This window comes from Paraburkholderia bannensis (assembly GCF_014200455.1).
GTDB classification, from domain to species: Bacteria; Pseudomonadota; Gammaproteobacteria; order Burkholderiales; family Burkholderiaceae; genus Paraburkholderia; species Paraburkholderia bannensis_A.
In genome coordinates, this window is record NZ_JACHBW010000007.1 from 218,112 (window position 1) to 238,590 (window position 20,479).

The 20,479-nt window shown below is 61.4% G+C and carries 15 protein-coding genes; 10 read left to right on the plus strand and 5 right to left on the minus strand.

All coding sequences use genetic code 11. The features are described 5' to 3' along the window. Positions 1 to 328: 328 nt before the first annotated feature. The 10 genes from F4827_RS13950 (at position 329) to F4827_RS13995 (ending at position 13,667) form a co-directional block, all read left to right on the plus strand. On the plus strand, positions 329 to 1,429 hold the full coding sequence (locus F4827_RS13950) for a sugar transferase (RefSeq protein ID WP_183724528.1): 1,101 nt from the start codon (positions 329 to 331) through the stop codon (positions 1,427 to 1,429). 261 nt (positions 1,430 to 1,690) lie between these two features. Beyond that, positions 1,691 to 2,803 carry a polysaccharide biosynthesis/export family protein gene (locus F4827_RS13955; RefSeq protein WP_260175190.1) on the plus strand — a complete coding sequence of 371 codons (1,113 nt, stop codon included), beginning with the start codon at positions 1,691 to 1,693 and terminating at the stop codon, positions 2,801 to 2,803. A 55-nt stretch (positions 2,804 to 2,858) separates the two neighbouring features. Beyond that, positions 2,859 to 5,099, plus strand: a complete 2,241-nt coding sequence (locus F4827_RS13960; protein WP_183724530.1) for a GNVR domain-containing protein — start codon at positions 2,859 to 2,861, stop codon at positions 5,097 to 5,099. Positions 5,100 to 5,415: 316 nt separating this feature from the next. Further along, on the plus strand, positions 5,416 to 6,513 hold the full coding sequence (locus tag F4827_RS13965) for a glycosyltransferase family 1 protein (RefSeq protein WP_183724531.1): 1,098 nt from the start codon (positions 5,416 to 5,418) through the stop codon (positions 6,511 to 6,513). Further along, complete coding sequence (locus tag F4827_RS13970) at positions 6,501 to 7,718, plus strand: glycosyltransferase family 4 protein (protein WP_183724532.1); 1,218 nt, start codon at positions 6,501 to 6,503, stop codon at positions 7,716 to 7,718. Before F4827_RS13965 ends, F4827_RS13970 begins: the two co-directional genes overlap by 13 nt. 71 nt (positions 7,719 to 7,789) lie before the next feature. After that, positions 7,790 to 9,184, plus strand: a complete 1,395-nt coding sequence (locus F4827_RS13975; protein ID WP_183724533.1) for a hypothetical protein — start codon at positions 7,790 to 7,792, stop codon at positions 9,182 to 9,184. Further along, positions 9,177 to 10,487 carry an oligosaccharide flippase family protein gene (locus F4827_RS13980; RefSeq protein ID WP_183724534.1) on the plus strand — a complete coding sequence of 437 codons (1,311 nt, stop codon included), beginning with the start codon at positions 9,177 to 9,179 and terminating at the stop codon, positions 10,485 to 10,487. The genes F4827_RS13975 and F4827_RS13980 overlap by 8 nt, the downstream gene beginning before the upstream one ends. A gap of 250 nt (positions 10,488 to 10,737) precedes the next feature. Beyond that, positions 10,738 to 11,685 (plus strand): glycosyltransferase family 2 protein, encoded by a 948-nt coding sequence (locus F4827_RS13985; protein WP_183724535.1) that lies wholly within the window; start codon positions 10,738 to 10,740, stop codon positions 11,683 to 11,685. A 90-nt stretch (positions 11,686 to 11,775) separates the two neighbouring features. After that, entirely contained in the window at positions 11,776 to 12,561 is a 786-nt protein-coding gene (locus F4827_RS13990) for a glycosyltransferase family 25 protein (protein ID WP_183724536.1), read from the plus strand. A 224-nt stretch (positions 12,562 to 12,785) separates the two neighbouring features. Further along, positions 12,786 to 13,667, plus strand: coding sequence for a glycosyltransferase family 1 protein (locus tag F4827_RS13995; protein ID WP_260175191.1), 882 nt, complete (start codon positions 12,786 to 12,788; stop codon positions 13,665 to 13,667). 17 nt (positions 13,668 to 13,684) lie between these two features. On the opposite strand, the gene F4827_RS14000 is transcribed toward F4827_RS13995, so the two are convergent. The 5 genes from F4827_RS14000 to F4827_RS14020 form a co-directional block, all read right to left on the minus strand. Next, a complete protein-coding gene (locus F4827_RS14000) occupies positions 13,685 to 14,599 on the minus strand; it encodes a transcriptional regulator (protein ID WP_183724538.1) in 915 nt (304 codons plus the stop codon). A gap of 88 nt (positions 14,600 to 14,687) precedes the next feature. Next, positions 14,688 to 15,608, minus strand: a complete 921-nt coding sequence (locus F4827_RS14005) for a cupin-like domain-containing protein (RefSeq protein WP_183724539.1) — start codon at positions 15,606 to 15,608, stop codon at positions 14,688 to 14,690. Between the two features lie 65 nt (positions 15,609 to 15,673). Further along, positions 15,674 to 16,660: a cupin-like domain-containing protein gene (locus F4827_RS14010; RefSeq protein ID WP_183724540.1), complete on the minus strand. Its 987-nt coding sequence runs from the start codon at positions 16,658 to 16,660 to the stop codon at positions 15,674 to 15,676. 376 nt (positions 16,661 to 17,036) lie between these two features. Beyond that, positions 17,037 to 18,191: an SGNH/GDSL hydrolase family protein gene (locus F4827_RS14015; protein ID WP_183724541.1), complete on the minus strand. Its 1,155-nt coding sequence runs from the start codon at positions 18,189 to 18,191 to the stop codon at positions 17,037 to 17,039. Between the two features lie 15 nt (positions 18,192 to 18,206). Continuing rightward, positions 18,207 to 20,477: a condensation domain-containing protein gene (locus tag F4827_RS14020; RefSeq protein ID WP_183724542.1), complete on the minus strand. Its 2,271-nt coding sequence runs from the start codon at positions 20,475 to 20,477 to the stop codon at positions 18,207 to 18,209. Positions 20,478 to 20,479 lie beyond the last annotated feature (2 nt).

Below are 20,479 nucleotides of genomic sequence, written 5' to 3' on the forward strand. Positions count from 1 at the left end.
AATCGTGAATTCGCTGTCAAATGCGGGTTTCGCAACGTGCTCGTTGCACGTTCTGTGTGCGCGAGCGCACACAGAAGAGCGGGAAGGCGCTGAGCCTCGCGGCTCGTTCGTGTTGCGGCGGCTGGTCCGCAAAGCGAATGCAAACCGTTGGTGGGATTGCGCACGGTTTCGTGATTGTTCGCACCTTAATGTGATGTCGTGGATCATCAGGGAGGCCCGATTGAACGCGTGGTCCGTTTGAGGCAATGAATCGTGACGCCGCTCGCGACAAACGATCTGGCCAGACCACAAACGTCTGACGAACACGATACGCACTTGGGGCAGGGATATGTCAGATCTAACACAAGGGTTTCAGGAGGCACCGCGCGCACCGCTGACGCAACGCGCGGTCGATGTGGTGCTGATCGTTCTGGGCGCAATTTGCGCCGTGCACCTGAACCTGAATTTTTCGCTGTTCGGCGCGGCGCATCATCCGGACCCCACGCTGGTGGCGTTTTGCGCAGCGCTTGCGTTGTCGGTATTTCCCGCGTGCGGAACCTATGGCTCACGCGGAAGCCGTTCCATATTCAGCGTGGCGGGCCGCACGGCGCTTGCCTGGCTTGCCGTGCAGCTTTGCGGTCTCGTGCTGCTTTATGCCATTCATCGCGATCACCTGTTGCAGTTGCCCTGGTTCCTCTACTGGACGCTCACCACCGGCATTTCGTTGATGGCGTCGCACACGTTGTTCCTCTCTGAATTCAGCGTGCTTCGCCTCACGCACGCATGGTGGCGTCGTAAGACGTTCGACGTCGAATCGCGCAGTGCGGTCCGCCCGGCCGTTATCGGCCACATGTTCAAGCGCATGTTCGACATCGTCGCCGCGGTTGCCGCGCTGGTCCTGTTTCTTCCGTTGTTTGTCGCGCTCGCAGTGATGGTCAAGCGCGATGGCGGCCCGGTCTTTTTCGGGCACATGCGCGTTGGACGTCATGGCAAGAAATTTCGCTGTTTCAAGTTCCGCTCGATGGTGGTGAATTCGGAACAGGTGCTCAAGGATTTGCTGGCGCGCGATCCACTGGCGCGCGCCGAATGGGAGCGTGAATTCAAGCTGAAAAACGATGTGCGCGTGACGACGATCGGCCGCTTCCTGCGGCGCTCGAGCCTCGACGAATTGCCGCAGATCTGGAACGTGCTGCGCGGTGAGATGAGTTTTGTCGGCCCGCGCCCGATCATCGACGAGGAACTGGAGCGCTATGGCGAGGCAAGCAGGTTCTATCTGATGGCGACGCCGGGCATTACGGGCTTATGGCAGGTGAGCGGGCGCAACGATATCGATTACGCGACGCGCGTTTCGCTCGATGTTTCGTATGTGGAGAATTGGACCTTCAGCAAGGACATCGGAATTCTCTTCAAGACGGTTCTCGTGGTGATTCGCGGTAAAGGCGCGTACTGAGCAAGGCAGAGCAGGACGGCGGCAAGCAGCAAGGCGGGCAATCTCGCCAGGCATTTCGGGTATCCGGGCCACAAGGCATGACCTGGAACGCGAGCAACGTGATTGGGGGTTGCGATGGAACTGAACACGATGAATGCGATCGAGGGTGCATGCGGGCGTCCTGCGAAGGACGGCGCCGTAGGGCGGACGTTGCGGCGCGCAGGCGTTGTTGCGGCCTGGTTCGCCGTTGCCGCGTTAAGCGGTTGCGCGCTGGCGCCAGGTATGACGTACGACTCGCAAAAGAGCGGTGCGGGGTCGGGTGCGAGCGCGGTCAACAGTACGGCCAACGCCGCGGAGGGCGCCCCGGCCGTGCCGGACAGCGTGGTTGCCAAGGGCTTCGCAGGGGCGCCCTCAGGCAAGCTCGTGGAAATCACGCGCGAACTGGTGGACAAGGAGGCCGCGGCGCGGCCCAAGGGCATTCCACAGGACGTGCAAAAGCTCTTTGCCAAGGCGACGCCGTATGAAATCGGCCCAGGCGATATTCTGAGCATCGTGGTCTGGGATCATCCCGAGCTGAACCTTCCAACGGGCGCCGGCGGTAGTGACGGTCCCACGGGCGCGAGTTCGGTTGCGCCGGGCTACACCGTCGATACGGACGGGTTCATTCAGTACGCCTACATTGGCCCACTGAAAGTCGCTGGACTGTCGGAAATGACCGTGCGCGAAGTTCTCGCGCAGAAGCTCGCGAAGTACGTGCGGCAACCGCAAATCACGGTGCGTATCCAGACCTACCGCAGCAAGCGCGTTTATCTCGACGGCGAAGTCAAGACGCCCGGCGTGCAGGTGCTCAATGACCGGCCGATGACCTTGCCCGAGGCGATCAACCGCGCAGGCGGCTTTACCAGCAATGCCGATCGCTCGCATGTTGCCGTGACGCGCGGCGACACCACCGTGGATGTCGACATGCCGGCGATGATACGCAAGGGCTTCAATCCCGACCGGATCGTGCTGGGTGACGGCGACCTGGTGCGCATCTTCGCGCAGACGGACAGCAAGGTTTTCGTGGTAGGTGAAGTCGAACGTCCCGGCGGCGTGACGTTCAACAACGGGCGCATGTCGCTCAATGAGGCCCTTGGCAACGCGGGCGGCATCAACCAGTCGTCGGGCGACGCATCGCAGGTCTACGTCGTGCGTGGCCGCGATACGACCCAGCCGACCGTGTTTCATCTCGATGCCAGCAGTGCCGCTTCGATGGCCACGGCCGACTCGTTCGAACTCAAGCCCAACGACGTTGTGTTCGTGGATACGTCTTCCCTCGTGAAGTGGAGTCGTGTCATCAGCCTGATTCTGCCTACGACCCAGGCCGCAGCGGCGACGCGCGCGGTGGGTTACTGATGCCCGCATGAACGCGTATCGCGCCCCTCGGCGCGTTCGCTACGGAGAAGACAAGATGAAGCCGCGCGACTACCTGCTGGAAGGACCTGCCGAGACGGTCATGCCGTTCCCGCCCGACAGCGCACATATGAGCAATCTGCTCGACACGCTGTATGCGGGCCGCAAGACGATCCTGATCGCCACCGTGATCTGCACACTCGCGGGCAGCCTCTATGCGCTGCTGTCGACGCCTGTTTATGAGTCGGACATGCTCATTCAGGTGGAAGAGAGCCCGAACGCCGCGAAATCCGCGCTGGCCGATCTGTCCTCGCAGTTCGCGATCAAGACGGGCGCGTCGGCGGAAATGGAAGTGTTGCGCTCGCGCATGGTCGTGTCGTCTGCCGTGAACTCGACGAAGCTATACATTCAGGTCACGCCGCGCTATTTTCCGGTCGTCGGACGCTGGGTCGCCCGGCATCTGAACCTGGGCAACTGGTCGGGCTGGGGCGGCTACGCCTGGGGTGACGAAGCGATCGATGTGACGCAATTCGACGTTCCCGCTCGCCTCGAAAACCGGCCGTTTGTCCTGACCTACGTGGGTAACGGCGCCTATACGATCGAGAACGGCGGCCTCAAGTTCGAAGGGATCGTGGGACGGGGGCTGCATGCGCAGGTCGTAGGCGGCGCGATCGATCTGGTCGTGCAGAGCATCGACGCGCAGCCCGGCACGGTTTTCAATCTCAAGCGGCAGTCCGAACTGAGTGCGATCCAGACGCTGCAAAACTCGCTGGCGATTTCGGAGAAGGGCAAGGAGTCCGACGTCATCGGCGTGCAGCTCGACGGCGAAGATGCGGTGCTCACCAGCACGATTCTCAATGCGATCGGCAACGAGTACATCCGGCAGAACGCCCAGCGCACCCAGGAAGAAGCCGAAAAGCAGATTGCCTTCCTCGACAAGCAATTGCCTGTGCTCAAGGAGCAGCTCGAAAAAGCCGAGAACGAGTACAACGCGTTTCGCTCCGCGCACGGCGCCGTGAACCTGGGCGCCGAAGCGACGGCGCTTCTGCAGAGTTCGGCGCTGGCCCAGCAGCGTATCGCCGATCTGCGCCAGCAGCGTGCGCAGTTGATGGCGCGTTTCACCGACGACAATCCGGCGCTCGTCGCCGTCGACGGGCAACTGGCCGAGGCGGCGAAGTCGCTGCAAATGCTGGTCGGGCAAACACGTGCGCTGCCGCCTGTGGAGCAGCAGCTCGTGCGCCTGCAGCGGGAAGTGACGGTCGATACGAACATCTATACCAACCTCCTGAACAGCCGCGAGCAATTGCGTCTGCTCAAGGCTGGCCGTATTTCCAACGTGCGCATGATCGACGAAGCAGTGCCGGCCGAAGCCCCGATCCGTCCCAAGCGCGCCGTGCTCATGATGGCGGCGATGTTCACGGGACTCTTCGTTGGCGCGGCGATCGTGCTGATGCGTCAACGGCTGAATCGCGGCGTTTCGGTGGTCGACGAAATCGAAGCGGGCACCGGGCTGGCCGTGTACGCCGCCGTGCCGCGCAGCCGCATCCAGTACGGCATGACGCGACGCTTGCCGCACGGACAGGAGGGGGCGAACACGGTGCTGGCTCATACGGCCATGTTCGATCCGGCTGTCGAGAGCCTGCGCAGCTTCCGCAGCGCACTCGAGCATTCGATGCAGAGCGCCGCCAATCGTGTCGTGCTGCTGGCGGGCCCGACGCCGATGGTGGGCAAGTCCTTCGTGTCGATCAATCTTGCGGCCGTGTTCGGCGCGTCGCAAAAGCGCGTGCTGCTGGTCGATGCCGACTTGCGCCGAGGCACGCTGAATCACCACATGTCGGTGCCGAGCAGGCCGGGCGTGACCGATATCGTCGAGTGGCAGGGCGGCTTTGAGGAACTGGTGCATCGGGACGTCATGCCGGGCGTCGACTTCGTCGCGACGGGCGGCTATGTCGCGAATGCCAGCGAATTGCTGCGCGATGGCTCGTTCAAGGATTTCGTGGACTGGGCCGACGCGTCCTATGACATCGTGCTGATCGATGCGCCTCCGGTGCTGCCGGTCGCCGACGCGGGAATTATCGGCAAACTGGCGGGGACGGTGTTCGTGATCGCACGTCAAGGTGCGACGAGCGTGGCCGAGCTGCGCGAGTCGGTGCGACGTTTCGAACAGGTTGGCGTGCCGATTCGCGGCGTCATCTTCAATGACATGACCTCGCGTCCGGGCCGCTACGGCAACGAGTATGCCGCCTACGGCTATTCGAGCTACGGCTTCGCCAAGGATGCGCGAGGCGCCGGGAACTGAGCTTCGGCGCACGTCCCCCGAGGCTTGCGCAATCCCTCATGGCCCGCCCGGTTCGCCGCGGCGGGCCGTGCTTTTTCAGGCGCGGCAGAGGACTGTTGCGTGGCGTGGGCAGGTGTTGCCGTTCGTCGTATTGCTCGACAGTGCAATGTGCACGAACCCGCAAAGCATGAGCGTCGGCGAACATTCGTTCAGTTCAAGATCGATCACACTCGAAGCCATATGCATTGAACTGTGTGGCTCGTCGAAACCCGCCCCGCGTTGCGATCCCGTCGCACACGAACGAAGCCGGTCATGAGCGACTCCCAGGACCAACTCGATGAAACCCGCTTCCAACCTGCTGATCAACGGCCGCTTTCTTGGCCGCCGCGCGACAGGCGTCGACCGCTTCGCGTTCGAGACCGTACGCGCACTTGATCAGATGATCGACCTGGGCGATCCGCTTAGCGCCGGTTTGCGTGCCGAGATTGTCGTGCCAGAAGCGCTGGCCGGCATGGCGAACCCCTTCCGGCACATCACGCTGCGCGCGAGCGGCAAAGGCCACGGCGTGCGCTGGGAGCAGATCGCGCTGCCCAGAGCCGCGCACGGACGCTTGTTGCTCAACCTCTGCAATTCCGGGCCATTGCTGTACCGCCGTCAGGTGACGGTGCTGCACGACGCCGCGCCGACGCGCGTGCCCGACAGCTACAGCCGCTCCTTTGTCGCCTGGTACCGGCTGATGGCGCCGAGCCTTGGCCGCGTATCCCAGCGCGTCATTACCGTGTCTGAATTCTCGCGGCGCGAGCTGTGCGACGCGTATCGGATCCCGGCGGCCAAGATCGGCGTCGTGCCGGAGAGCGGCGAGCACATGTTACGCGTGCAACCCGATGACAGCCCCGCAACCATTGCGTTGCGCGCACGTCCCTTCGTGCTGGCCGTCGGCAGCCTCAATCGTCACAAGAATTTTCAGCTCGTCGCCAACGCTGCACGCCTGATCCGCGACGCCCAGTTCGACATTGTGGTGGTGGGCGGCGGCGACGCACGGGTGTATGGAACGGGTCAGCATGCGTTGCCCGGATTCGTGAAGCATCTCGGTTATGTGAGCGATGGCGAACTCGCGGCGCTGTATCGGCGTGCAGCGTGTTTCGTCTATCCGTCGCGCTACGAAGGATATGGGCTGCCGCCGGTTGAAGCGCTGGCGCTGGGCTGTCCGGTGATTGCTTCGCGGTTGCCGTCCGTGCAGGAGGCCTGCGGCGATGCCGTGCTCTACACCTCGCCTGACGATCCCGCCGATCTCGCGCGACTGCTTGAGCGGATTACGGGCGATGCAGGGTTGCGCGCCAGTCTGCGCGAGCGCGGCCGAGCGCGCACGGCAGAGTTGACCTGGCGCGCCACTGCCGTCAAATTGATCGAGGAGATATCGCCGTGGCTAATGTAACGCTTGCGTCGAACCTCGCTAACGATCCACGGCGCTTCGGCCGTGTCGCGCTGGTGCACGAGTGGCTCGTGACCTATGCGGGTTCGGAAAAGGTCGTGGAGCAGATTCTCCAGCTCTTTCCTCAAGCCGATCTCTACAGCGTCGTCGACTTCTTTCCGGAGTCGCAACGCGGTGTGCTGGGCGGCAGACATGCCACGACTTCGTTCATTCAGCATCTGCCGCGCGCGCGCAAATCGTTTCGAAGCTATCTGCCCTTGATGCCGCTGGCGATCGAGCAGTTCGATCTCTCGTCTTACGACCTTGTGATCTCTTCTAGCCATGCCGTGGCCAAGGGCGTTTTGACGGGACCGCATCAGGTGCATGTGAGCTACGTCCATTCGCCGATTCGCTATGCGTGGGACTTACAGCATCAGTATCTGAGCGAAGCCGGATTGCAGCGCGGCGCGAAGAGCTGGATTGCGCGCGCGCTGCTTCACTACATGCGCATCTGGGACCAGCGCACGGCGCACGGCGTGGATGCGTATGTGGCCAATTCCGCGTTTGTCGGGCGACGCATCCGCAAGGCTTACGGCAGTGACGCGACCGTGATTTATCCGCCCGTCAACGTCGAGCGCTTCGAATTGTGCGAGCAGCACCAGGACTTCTATCTGATCGCCTCGCGCATGGTGCCGTACAAGCGGATCCCTTTGATTGTCGAAGCGTTTGCCGCGATGCCTTCCCGGCGTCTCGTGGTAATCGGCGATGGGGTCGACTTTGCGCGCGTGAAGGCGTGTGCGACGCCCAATGTGACCATACTGGGCTATCAGCCCGATGACGTGCTGGTGGACTACATGCAGCGAGCGCGCGCATTTGTCGTCGCAGCGGAAGAGGACTTTGGCATTTCCGTCGTCGAGGCGCAGGCTTGCGGCACGCCGGTCATTGCGCTGGGCCGTGGCGGTTCGCGCGAGATCGTGGTGGATTCGCCGGATCCCGAACGCGGCACCGGGCTTTTCTTCGCCGAGCAGAGCGTTGCATCGATCGTCGACGCGGTGGAGCGCTTCGAACGGCAACCGCCGCTCAAAGCCGAAGTATGCCGCCGCAATGCCATGCGTTTCAGTGAAGAGCGCTTCAAGCATGAATTCCTCGCCGTCGTGGAGCGGGCGATGGATGCCGAAAAAGGCTTTACCGAAGTGCCGGCTGTGGCGCGGCGCTGGCACTCTGCGTGATCCCGGCTTGCTACGGCACGACAAAGAAAACGTTCATGCGCGCTGCCTGGTGAACGAATGGGGGTTCAAGCATGACCATCTCTGGACTCATCGTGATCGCCATCGGACTGATGGCGCTCTACGCGTCGTATCGCTGCGCGATCTATTCGATGGCGGTGTTCGCGCTGTTCGGCGCGACGCTCGCGCTCGGCCTGGGCAGTATCGGCGTTTTGCCCGCGCAGCTGTTTCTCGCATTCTTCGTGATCCGCGCGTTCAATCTCGCCGGCGGCAAGGGGCTTGCCGATGCGCTGGCGCTCGACAAACCGGGCTTCTGGCTGCTGTGCACCTGCGTGTGGGGTGTTGCGGGCGCCATCGTATTGCCGCGATTGCTGAGCGGCTCGACGCTGGTGTTTCCGGTCGATCGCAGCAGCACGGAAATCCTGCTGCGTCCGCTTGGGCCGGTTTCCGGCAATCTGTCGCAAGCGGTCTACTGTGTGAGCGATGTCGTTGTGTATTGCTCGATGTTCGCATTCCTGAGATTTCGCGGCGTGTACCGCACGCTTGCGAACGCTATCTTCCTGCTCGCCTTGCTCAACGTGTGTGCCGGCGTGATCGATATCGTCTCGCACGCAGCCGGTATCGACGCCCTATCGGTCCTCAAGACAGCGCAGTTCGCTGATTTGACCGGCGAGGAAATGGGCGGGTTGGTTCGCATCAGCGGCACGTTTCCTGAAACGTCGGCGTTTTCCGCTTTTACGCTGCCACTCTTTGTTTTCTGTCTGAATCTCTGGATAGTGGGGTATCGCGCGAAGGTGTCCGGCACGCTCGCGATGGCGTCGGGAATGCTCTTGCTGCTGTCGACTTCCGGCACCGCCTATGTCGGTCTGGGCGTCTATCAGATCGTATTGCTGATCAGCCGGCCGGGCGCGATTTCGCGTGTCGCCGCTCTCCGCAAGCAGCGCCTGTGGATTTTTGGAGCGTGTGTAGGCGTGCTGGCCGCGCTGTACATGGTGCTTTTCCTGCCGCGAGTCGTCAACGTGCTAAGTGACTTCGTCAACGAAGCGGTGATGAACAAGGCCGGAAGTTCGTCCGGCGTCGAACGGATGGGCTGGAATGCGCAGGGCGTGACCAACTTCCTCGATACCTACGGAATCGGCGTGGGATTGGGCAGCATTCGTGCATCCAGTTTTCTGGTGGTGGTGCTCGCCAATCTCGGGGTGGTGGGCGTGGTGTGCTACGGGACGTTCCTTGCCCGCTCGATATTCTCGCCGGTGCCTGGCCACTATCCGCTGGAGGAGCGCGCAGTCAGCTACGCGTCACGTCACGCGATGGTCGCTACGCTGATTGTGGCATCGGCTTCGGCTGGGGTGTTCGAGTTGGGTCCATGTTTCTATATATTTGCGGCCGCAGCGGGTGCATTGTCGGCGCGCGCGCCACGACGTGCACCCGCGAGCGGGCCTTGGGTTGTCAGGGGGGCTCATGAATAAGGTTCATGCATCGTTGTCGAAGATCGAACTGCTGGCGGTGTACTTCTCATACGCGGTACGTTATCTCTATCCGCTCGTTCTGGTTCCTTACTACGGAAGAGTGCTGGGCGCGAGCGGCTATGGCGTGGTGCTGGCGGGCATGTCGCTGTCGAGCTCCCTGTGGCTGCTCGTGAATTTCGGATTTTCGACGGTTGGAGCGCGCGATATTGTTCATACCGAGCAACCGGGCGAGCGCGATAAGATCTTTCGTGACCAGTTTACGGCGCGCCTGTTGATCTGTATTCCCGCCGCGCTGATTGGCGCAATTGCGGTTTGCCGCTCGGAAGCGATTGCGAATGTTCCCGGCGCAGGCTTCTTTGTCGTGGCTGGCGGGATCCTGGCCGCTTTCAATATCGGCTGGTATTTCACCAGCACGGGACGCGCGCGTACGAGTGTGTCCATCGAAGTGTTCGGACTGGTGCTTTCGCTCGCTTTGCTGATTGCCTTCATCCACAAGCCGGCCGACATCAACCGCGTATTTCCGCTGACGTTTGCCTCCGGCATGATCCAGACGCTGGTCGCATACTGGCTGGTCCGCAAGGAGTACACAGGGTTTATGGCGCCCGTGCGCGCGGCGATGAATCTGATCAGGCGCTCGTCGGTGATCTTCATTTACAGCAGCACGGCGGTGCTCCTGCTCGCCGTTTCCACTTACATCCTGTCGCTGCTGGCCTCGCCCGCCGAGGTGAGCGCCTTCGGCGTCTCGGAGCGGCTGATTGCTGCGGGTTTGAGCATCATGGCCCCCGCCGCGCAGATCCTTGCGCCGAAGGTCATGTATCTGGTGACGCGCAACGTTGCTCAGGCCAATCTGATCGCGCGGCGGATATTTGCCGTCTTCTTCGGCGGCGCGGTGCTGGGCGTGATTGTCACGACCTTGTTCTCCGGTTGGCTTATTCCGCTGGTACTTGGCCCGGAATTCCGTCCGGCGGTTCAGGTGCTCAACATCATGGTGTTTGTCCTGCCCGTCAGTGTGTGCACGCGGGTCGTGGGCATTTATTTCCTGATTCCGCGCAAGCTCGAACGTCTGCTCGCCTGGAGCGGCGTGATCGGTGCGCTGGTCAACGTGTCGGTGGCGATTCCACTGGCGAGTTACTGGGGCGCCTCGGGTATGGCGTTGGCGCGCTTGCTGTCCGAGGGCTCGCTGCTGATGATTCTGGCTTTCTGCATCTGGCGGGCGGGGCTCATGCGCGAGGTCCTCGGCTTGCACGAAGAAGCGTCGTTGCCAACGCGTTTCAGCCGCCTGGGCAGATGGCTCGGGTACTGATTTCGCTTGGCCGGTCCAACGAAGCCGGCGAGCGCAAGCGCCGAGCAGCTGAGGCGGTGACAGGTTCGGGCGAGCAGTGTGTATGCGTGCGCCAGGCCGCAGTGCAAAAGCGGCCGAGCCCCTACCATCGCGTCAAACAGACAGGCGGGATCCCCTCGCGGCACGCTCGCCGCGGGGACGGGTTGCGAGCACCGGCGCCCGTGCGATCTTCCGGCTTCGGGGAAACGTGTAGTGATCGAAGAGGTCAGCGATGGATACGAGCGTCAGTTCGCAAGCAGACGTGGAGAGCGCATTCACGCCGCCAGGGCAGCGTTTCCACGCAAAGAAGTCGAAAGTCTGCGTGATCTTCCCGACGCGAGGTCGCGCGGAGATTCTCAAGCAGGTTGTCGCCTTCGTCGCAATGCAGACGGTCAAACCGGATCTGATCATCGTTTCCTGCGTGAGCGACGACGATGTGGGCGACCTCGCGACCCATCGCGGCCTGATTGTCATCAAGGGACGTCCCGGCAGTTCGGCTCAGCGCAATCACGCGTTGAACCACGTTCCGGTCGACTTCGATGTCGTGGTTATTCTCGACGATGATTTCCTCATGCACAGCAGGTGGATTGCCGAAGTCCTCAAGGCGTTCGATAGCGATCCGTCGATCGCCTGCGTGACGGGCACGGTTATCGCCGACGGCATCAACGGGCCGGGCTTTTCATACGAAGAAGCACGCGCGATGGTGGGACAGGCCGGCGAACTGCCGCAAAGATTGATCGTGGCGCCGACCGGCGGGCCATACGGATGCAATATGGCGTTTCGCGCCAGCAGCATTGCGGGCCTGCGTTTCGACGAGCGGCTGGTGCTCTACGGCTGGCAGGAGGATCGCGATTTCGGCGGACAGATCTGGAATCAGGGCGATCAGGTCGTGCGCATCAACACGGCGCTCGGCGTGCATCTGGGCGTGAAGCGCGGGCGCGTGTCCGGGCGCAAACTCGGCTATTCGCAGGTCGTCAATCCGCTCTATCTGGTGCAAAAAAAGACCATGCCCTGGCGCGACGCAGTCCGTCACGTGGCACGCAATGTCGCCAGCAACGTCTTGCGCAGCTTTGCGCCGGAGCCGTGGATCGACCGGCGCGGACGCCTGAGCGGCAACGTGATTGGCATCTGGGATTGCCTGCGTGGAAGGCTCACGCCCGAACGGGCTGAGCGGTTGTGAAGGACCGCTTCGACCGGGGCCGTCCATGTGGTGAGTTGTGTTGCCGTTGCGTTGCATGATTTACATAAAAAATTATTCAGGGGGATCTCAATGAAAATATTCGTCATCAACCTCGATAAATCGACGGACAGGCTAAGTCATATGACCCGGCAGATCGAGCGTCTGGGTTACGCATGGGAGCGATTCCCGGCGTGCGGTCCCGCGCAGGTCGAAGAGATGGCGAAGGCGCTGGCGCTACCTTTGTTGCATGGCGCATGCACGATGCCGGAAAAAGGCGTTGCGCTCAGTCACTACGCAATCTGGAACATGATGCTCGATGAAGGTATCGATCATGCGCTTGTGCTGGAGGACGATGTTCATTTCTGCCATGACGCGAAAAAACACCTCGAATCGATCAACGAGGAAATCGCACGCGGCTTGCAATTCGACATCATCAAGATCGAGACTTTTCTGGCAGGCATATTTGTCGACCGTGAAGGCATTCGCTTATCGGATCAGGCCGAGTTGCATCGACTGCGCAGTAATCACGGCGGTGCGGCCGCTTACATTATTTCGCGGGAAGGGTGCCGCAAGATGATCGCGCGTCTGGCCACTGCCGATCGTGCGGTCGACCTCGTCATGTTCGACGGTGATCTGGAATCAATGCGCGTGTTTCAGTTGCATCCCGCGCTTTGCATTCAGGATTTTCTGCGCAAACAAGGCAAGACGGGCATTGTTTCCACCGTTGGAATGGAGCGCTCCGAAAGCGATTACCACTCTGCCTGGCTGGAAAAGTTGAAGTCGCCGTTTCGCGGTGGCTACTATTTTGCGCAAACCTTGCGAGTCTGGGGCGACGGCCAGATGAAAATCCGCTCGCGCTATAAAGACCGGATCTGAGATGCGGGCAAGCCATGAAGACGATAGCGTTCAACGGTAAGTTTTTTGGGGCCGCGCCCACCGGCGTGCATCGGGTCGCAGAGCAACTCGTTGCCGCGACTGACGCCTTGATTGCAGGGGAAGGCGAGCGCAGTGTCGATTGTGTGCTCGTTGTCCGCGACCGCGTCGAGGTACCGCCATACCGTAATATCGCCTGCATTCGCGAAAGCTCGTGGGCTCGCAGAATGCACAGGATCGCGTGGGAACAATGCTATCTGCCCCTCGCGCGCAGGCAGGATTTTATTCTCAATCTGTGCAATCTCGGGCCGGTCTGGCATCGCAACTCCGCCACGCTGATTCACGACGCCCAGGTTTATTCCGCGCCCGCTTCCTATTCGCTGCCGTTCCGGTTGTGGTACAGATTGCAGTTCTTTTTTATCGGCAAGCGGCATCGGCTCATTTTCACCGTTTCCGAATTCTCGAAGCGGGAACTGATTCGCTATGGCATTGCTCGCGCCGACAAGATCGTCGTGGTCCACAACGGTTGCGACCACGTTCAGCACGTCCAACCCGACGACACGCAGCTTGCGGTGCTGGGTCTGAAGCCGCGGCGCTACGTGCTTGCGCTGGCGAATACCCAGAAGCACAAGAACATCGGTGTGCTGTTCAAGACTTTCGCGGACGCCTCATTGAACGACGTTGACCTTGTGTTGTTTGGCGGCGCGACAAAAGCCGAATTCGAAAGCCTCGGCCAGGCCTTGCCGCCCAACGTGCGATTCACCGGCCGGATCAGCGATCCAGAACTGGTCGGGCTGATGGCCAATGCGGGCGCGCTCGCCTTTCCTTCGCTAACCGAAGGATTCGGCTTGCCGCCGCTGGAGGCCATGGCGCTGGGCTGTCCGGTTGTTGCCGCTCCGCTCGGTGCATTACCGGAGGTGTGCGGTGAGGCCGCGCTGTATGCGGACGCATTCGATCCACAAGCGTGGCGCGCGTCGATTCTAACCGTGCTTGACGACGACGCCGTGCGCCAGACGCTCATTGCGGCGGGGCGACGTCAGGCAAGCGGCTTCACCTGGACCCGGGCGGCGCGCGGTCTCTTCGACGCCGTCAATGCGTTGAGCCGCTAGGTTCTCGATTCATTCGTTCATCGAGGGTCGAGCCATGCCGATTTAAGCGCGCGCCTGGCGGCGCACGCTGTGGAAAATGTCCGGGCCTTGGCACGATCGAGCAGTGCGTGGCGGCCAGGCGGCGTGGGATCGATGCCAAGCTTCCTGAGGTAATAGTTGGCCCGGTAAATATCGGCCCGCAGCACATCGGCAAACTGGAAGTTGACACTCAACGTCACCGAAATATTGTCGTCGTTTTGCACCCAATGAGGACAATTGACCGGAACGTGAACGCCGTTACCGGGAACCAGCCGATACGTCACTGCACGGTTCTGCAATTCAGGCCGATAATTGGCCGCGTTGTTGTCCGTGGCCCAGAACCGCTCGATTTCGACCTCTGGGAGGATCTCCCGGTCCTCCCGATCGAATACAAAAATATCCTTTTCTCCGCGAATCTGGAGAATGAAATTGCATTCTCGGTCGATGTGATAGGCCGTTATCCGCTTCGGCGACGTCACGAAAATGATGATGTCTTCCTTGCTGATCAGGGACTCGATGTCGCCGCCCAACATGGTCTTGATTTCGGCGATCGCATGCCGGTACAGCTCGGCGTACGCGGGGTCGCGCTGTGTGCTCCTGAATATGAACCACGCGTCCGAATCTTCAAGCTGCCTTAACGCATCCAGCGGCGAAAACGCCCGATTGACGTCTTTCCACTTTTGCCCAGGAGCGACACTACCCATGTCGTGATAAAGATCCGATGGACGCGTTTTGAGCGTTCGCTCGGCCAAATCCATCAAATTCGACAACTGGAACAACGGGTGGCCGGCCAATCGATGAAACACCTCAAAGCTGCGCCGCTCAAAATTCTCTCGAAACACCGAAGCATCCGCGTCGATCCACTCGCCAGGCAGTGTCGCATCGATAACCGGTTCAATGGTGGACAGTTCCATGGAATTGCTCCTTTAAGGCTGATAAGAGAATTCAAGTCCCGTTGCTGCCGATACGCACGTTCGGGTTCTCTGCGCCGAGCCATTACCGCTATCGCCTGATCAGGGCCTTGACGTGACGCAGGCCGTCGATGGCCACCGCCTTGGACCGGTCGACCCATGCCGATGATCCGGGCGGCCGGGGCTTCAGACCGAGCTTGCGCATATAGTGGTTGGCGCGATACGCGTCGCCGTAACGCCGCGGGAATTCCATGTTGAGACTGAGCGAGACGGACACGTTGTCGTGGTTTTGCACCCAATGCGCGCCATGCGTGGGAATATGCACGGCGTCGCCAGGGTGCAGCGTAAATTGCCGGGCGAGTTTTTCGGCATGCGGCTTGTAGGTTCCCGCATTCATCGCGCCGGAATAATATTGTTCGAGTTCTTCTTCTGTCGTGACGCTGCGATCGCTGGGATCGCAAACCCACAGGTCCTTCGACCCCTGAATCTGCACCAGAAAATTAACCTCTGCATCGAAGTGAAATGGCGTCTTGCGCCGTGGCGAAGTGATGAATACCAGCATTTCGGCGTTGCTCAACAGGCCCGAGCCTTCGGGGCCGGCAATCTCGCGCACGAAGGCTTCGTATTCGTCGAGCAACGCCTTATAGGCCGGATCGCATTCGACGTGTTTCATCACGAGCCAGGCACCGGCGGTCTCGATGCGGTCAATGATTTCGGGAATCGTCATATTGGGCCGAGGCGTCGTTCCCCACTTGTCGGCGAGCGAGAGATCTCCCGCATCGACATAGACGTCGCCCTTGCGTTTGCAGGCGGCTTCGGCCACTTTCGCCAGCGCCTCGATGGTGAAAAGCGGGTGGCCGGCGAGCGGGTGGTGCGCCGAAAATGCCGTCTTATGCAGTTCGCGACGGCATTCCAGCAGGGGAGCGATGGTGCGCCAATGCGTATGGGTCACGGAGGGGTCGTCAGTGATCAACATGAGCTTTCTCCACAAGGAGCGAGTAATCGCAAGCAAGGCGTGAGCGTGCTGACAATCCGGAATCCGCGGCGCACGTAGGGCGCTTTCCGAAGGCTTAGCGCTCAGCGTTTGACGATTCGCTTCACTGCATTGAGCGGTGACTTGAAGCGGTTCAAGGGTTCGTGAACGACTTCCGAAAAAGTCTTCGGATGCGGATGTTCGAGCGTCGACATGACTTTGCGTTTCAAACTGTCGCGTAGTGGCGAAATCCCGGGCGACACCGGGTGCAATCCCATCTTGCGCAAAATATAGTTTGCCTGATAAACCCTCGCGCGCCGCTCGAGAGATTTCATGCAATAGCTGATGCTGATGCTCACCGATATATTGTTGTCGTTCTTCACCCAATGGGGCGCCAATGATGGGTGATGGACGACTTCTCCTGGCGAGAGCCGGAAGATCGTGCCTCGATCCTGCAACTGCTGGCGATAATGCGCGGCTTCGAAATTGCCGCCGTAGTAACGTTCGATTTCCTGATCCGGTACCAGCTCGCGATCGGTCGCGGGGAACAGGCAAACGTCTTTCGAACCCTGAATCTGAAATAGAAAGTTGGTTTCGTGATCGATATGGAAGGGCGTGGCGATCAAGGGCGAGGCGATGATCAGCGTCATGGTTCGCCAGGTCATGTCCCTGCGCAGCGGGAAATCGGACAGATCTTCGAGTTCGGCCGTCACCTGGTCGAGCACCTGTGCGTACTCGGGATCGTAATGCTGGGCCTGAGTGAGTTTGATCCATGTGGTGCTTTCGCCAACCAGGGAAAACGCCTCGTCCAACTGATTGCTATGTGGCATGGCGCTGAATTTCGTATCCACAGAGCCGTGCTTGAAATTGATCGCGCAGAAGTTGCCATTGCGATCCATCATTCGCTGCGCGACCTGCCTGATCCTTGGAATTTCAAACAATCCGCTTTGATGCAGGGTATGTTTGAACTTAAAAGGATGAAGATTGAATCTGCTTTTGAACTCCTTTTTTTGAGCTTCAAGAATAGTGTCGTCCGGGGGGAATTGGAGTAATTCGTCGGCCCACGCAGCATCGTCGCCGGAGTTGGACATGGCAGCCTCACAGGTTGAAAAAGACCTGTCTTCAGGCTACTAGCGTGCTTGTCCAGCACATGTTCGGTGTCGAACATCTGCCTCCCGATGATCACCCGGAATTTCCCTCGTCTAACATGTCCTATTAAACATTGAAAGTTTGTTTGTATTCTGTTCGTAAGGGCGCATTCGGCAAAAAGACAGAAAAGTAACCCAATCGAAATAAAGAGCGAATGCGCGGCCTGACGTGATCTCGCTTTTTCACGTTACGGGCATCAATTTGTGTTTTCCTGGACTTTGTCGTCGCGCCCGCACGGCGCCTAAAACCTGCAAGGCAAACGACGTTCGCGCTAAGGGGAAGCGCTACGGGAAGCGCTACGGGCAAGCGCTGCGGGGCTCACTTCGAAGCGGCAGTGTCGGCGTTCGCGTAGCGATGCCGGGACGCAAAGGCAGGCTGGAGAAATGCGATGACTTCGTCGTCGCTAACCGGTTTGATCGACAGACCGAAGGCGCTGTTCAGCGCGGAGATAAGATGTTGCGTCCACAACGTGTTCCATACGACGCCCGCGTGACTGTCGGTCAGCACGGCATTGTGCGGATCGTTGCCGGAGGTATTGGTGATGGCCCAGCCCGGGGACAGGCGCACGGTCTTGTAGCGCGGCAGACCCTGAGCGTCGCGCTCGCCCCACAGGCTGCGGAACCATGCGCGATCGTCGAGAAAAAGGACATGGCGATCGGTTGCGGCGAGGTTGCGCAAGCCGTTGTCGAAACGATCGAGTCCGGCGTCGATATTGGCGATGGCGGCGCCGGATTGCCAGTTGTCGAATTCAGCGGACCAGTCCGCATTGCTGAGTATGCCGACAAGCACGACGTGGGTGTCGGGGTGATGGGTGCGGATTAACGTGACGGCCTTGCCGATCGCGTCCAGGCAGCCGTCGATCAGCGCCGTTGGGCGTGCTGCGTGGCGATCGCGCGCGAGTTCGTCCATCACATCGTGGCCGCCGATGTCGTTGATACCGATGCGGATCAGCACGACGCCGCCGCGCCAGGCGAGCGGTTCGGTGTCCATCAACGCGACCAGGCGGATCGCCTGGCGCTGTGTCAGGCCCATCAACTGATGGCAGGTCGCACCACTGACCGCGAAGTCATAGCGATAGTCTTCCTTGGGCGGGGTGCGGGAAAGGGCGCCGCGCGCTTCGTCGATGAAGGCGCGATATTTACCGGTGCCCCATGCACCCCATGCGCCGGGATCGATCTGCTCGCTGCGCAGACGCGCGAGCACTTCGGTCCATTGCCAGGTGGTCGCGCGCCACGGACCGCCGCGCAGGTCCGGACCGCCCAGCATCAGCGTGTCATGGTAGGACTGGCTATCGGAGTCGCCGAGCACGGCGAACCGTATCGGGCCGGCAGGTCGCTGCGTAGCCGTTGCTACGCTCACCGGCGGCTTGCGCAGCAAGCCCGGCACGCCCAGCCTGGCAAAGAGGCCCGTGACGGCCAGCACGCCGCATAAGGCGGCTAGCAGGATTCTGCGTGAGCGACGTGGGTTCGCCATGGTCGACGCCGGCGGTCACGCCGACAGCCGCTCGCGCAACTGCTGGCCGATGACAGCCGAACCCGCCGCACGGAACATCTGGTTATGCAAGCCCGGCACCTCGGTGACGACCAGCTTGCCCGTGATGACTTCGTCCCAGCCCATCGCATGCGAGAACAGACGGCCCTTGAGCACCTGGGCGCTGCGAAAGATCTGCACGTCGCCGTCATAAGGCGCCGGACGATAGCGTGCCTGCTGTTCGCGCAGATAGCCGATATTGCGGCCGTACCAGAGATTCTCGTCGATCATGTTGCTGGCGCCTTCATTCTTCAGGATGCCGAACTTGACCGCGAGCTGGGTCAGACGCAGCAGGCGCACGGTGCGAAATTGCTGGAGGAAGTGAATCATGGATATCTCGCCGCGCTTTGCCAGACGGTAGTCGCGCGGGATGTCGTCCATGCGCACCTGGACCTTGCGCCAGAGCCGGTCGTACCAGGGCATCTGCTCGCGATAGCCGGGGCACCAGGAGTCGTTGAGAATGACGAGCTCCACCGTGTCACCTTCGCGACGCAGCTGATGGGCGGCTTCCAGCGCCATCGCGCCCAGCACGCAGTAGCCCATGAGGATATACGGCCCTTCCGGCTGGATCGTCTTGATGAGCCTGACCGCGTCCGCGGCGAGGTCCTCGAAGGCGCGCGGCGGCAAGTGCTGCGGCGTCTTCGGCACCATCGGCATATCGACGACAGGCCGTTGCGCGCCGACCTGCTGCGCGAGTTCGTAAAATACGGCGATGTTGTTGAGCACGATGATGGGCGTTTGTGTGCCGTGCTCGTTGAATCGCACGATGTTGTGCGCCTTCGCTTCCAGCTCCGCGCGACTCATGAAGCCGCTCACGCCGACATCGGCGCGCGCTTGCACCGCTTGCACCGGCCGCGGTTGCGCCGCGGCAGGCGCGGGCCGTTCGGCCTGTATCTCCACGCTCTCCAGCATTTCGCGCCACTTCGCGAGATGGCCGTCGATCGTCTCCAAGTCGTAAAGATCGAGATCGCCCTCACACGAAATGCGCCAGCCTTCGGGCCGCCGCACCATGAAGAAGTTGAGGTCGTAAAGTGCGCCCGCATTGAACGAGGGCGAGGTTGTGGCGGCGAATTCGCCGCTGCGCACCTCGTCGCCCATGCCGACGAAGCTCTGCTGCAAGGCGAAGTTCACCGGGCAAAGCGGCGGCCGTTCCGCGCCCGAGGTTTCGCCGACCATGTCGAGCATCTCCTCGAACGGCACGTGCAGATGTTCGATCGCATCGCTGAGCTTGGCGCCGCATTGCGCGATGACGGCGCTCAGCGCGCTGCCCGGCGCCACGTCCAGACGCAGGATCACCGTGTTGATGAGCGGCCCGACCACACCTTCGAGTTCCTGCTGATCGCGCACCGACATTTGCGTGCCGATCGCCACGCGCGTGCCGCCGGCGGCGCTTTGCAACGCCATCGCGAGGCTCGCGGCAGCGACGCTGAAGAGCGTCACGCCTTGCGCCTTGGCGGAGTCGATCAGGTGCTCGCTTAGTTCGCCCGGCAACAGTATCGAGCGGATCGCGCCCCGGAAGCGGCGCGTTTGAGGGCGCGCGCGATCGCCCGGCACATCGAAGCGGCTGAAGTCGTGCAGTTCGCGGCGCCAGTGGGCGCGCGCGCCCTCGAGTGCGCCGCTTGCAAGAAACTCCTCCTTCCACAGCGCGTAGTCGCCATGATGCAGCTCGACATCGGCGTAAGCGGCGAGCCTGCCGGCGCGCAACGCCGCCAGTCCTTCCACCAGTTCGCGCACCAGAATCGCGAACGACCAGCCGTCCATCACCAGCGAATGGAACGTCAGCTGCAATTCGCCTTGCGTGCTGGAGCGCGGCAGCCACACCGCGCGCAAGAAGGAGGCGGATGCAAGGTCGAACGGCGTGCGCGCCTGCTCCCCGCCGACGCGTTCGGCCTCGGCGCGCGCGGCTTGATCGTCGCGGCCAGTGAGGTCGATCACGTCCAGACGCAGGGGCGTGTCGCTCCATACCTGCTGGCGCAGTCCCGCGCCCGTCATCAGAAAGCCGGTGCGCAGGATTTCATGCCGCGCGACCAGCCCCGCCAGCACCTGTTCGAGGCTCGCGGCGTCCAGCGGTCCGGACAACTGCAGACGGAACGCGATGTTGAGCGCGGATGCCTGCGGGGACGCCTTCTGCTCGTGCCAGAACCGCACCTGGCAGGCGGTCGCGGGGAACAGCGCGTAACCGGTTTGCGCCGCCTCGGCCGGGACGATCTTCAACGCTGTGCCGTTCATCG

Bases quoted from the DNA above. Each gene is read 5' to 3' on its own strand.
- F4827_RS13955 (WP_260175190.1), top strand. From the start codon at position 1,691: ATGACGTACGACTCGCAAAAGAGCGGTGCGGGGTCGGGTGCGAGCGCG.
- F4827_RS14015 (WP_183724541.1), bottom strand. From the start codon at position 18,191: ATGGCGAACCCACGTCGCTCACGCAGAATCCTGCTAGCCGCCTTATGC.
- F4827_RS13965 (WP_183724531.1), top strand. From the start codon at position 5,416: ATGAAACCCGCTTCCAACCTGCTGATCAACGGCCGCTTTCTTGGCCGC.
- F4827_RS13995 (WP_260175191.1), top strand. From the start codon at position 12,786: ATGCACAGGATCGCGTGGGAACAATGCTATCTGCCCCTCGCGCGCAGG.
- F4827_RS14000 (WP_183724538.1), bottom strand. From the start codon at position 14,599: ATGGAACTGTCCACCATTGAACCGGTTATCGATGCGACACTGCCTGGC.
- F4827_RS13990 (WP_183724536.1), top strand. From the start codon at position 11,776: ATGAAAATATTCGTCATCAACCTCGATAAATCGACGGACAGGCTAAGT.
- F4827_RS14010 (WP_183724540.1), bottom strand. From the start codon at position 16,660: ATGTCCAACTCCGGCGACGATGCTGCGTGGGCCGACGAATTACTCCAA.
- F4827_RS13950 (WP_183724528.1), top strand. From the start codon at position 329: ATGTCAGATCTAACACAAGGGTTTCAGGAGGCACCGCGCGCACCGCTG.
- F4827_RS14020 (WP_183724542.1), bottom strand. From the start codon at position 20,477: ATGAACGGCACAGCGTTGAAGATCGTCCCGGCCGAGGCGGCGCAAACC.
- F4827_RS13980 (WP_183724534.1), top strand. From the start codon at position 9,177: ATGAATAAGGTTCATGCATCGTTGTCGAAGATCGAACTGCTGGCGGTG.
- F4827_RS13985 (WP_183724535.1), top strand. From the start codon at position 10,738: ATGGATACGAGCGTCAGTTCGCAAGCAGACGTGGAGAGCGCATTCACG.
- F4827_RS13975 (WP_183724533.1), top strand. From the start codon at position 7,790: ATGACCATCTCTGGACTCATCGTGATCGCCATCGGACTGATGGCGCTC.
- F4827_RS13960 (WP_183724530.1), top strand. From the start codon at position 2,859: ATGAAGCCGCGCGACTACCTGCTGGAAGGACCTGCCGAGACGGTCATG.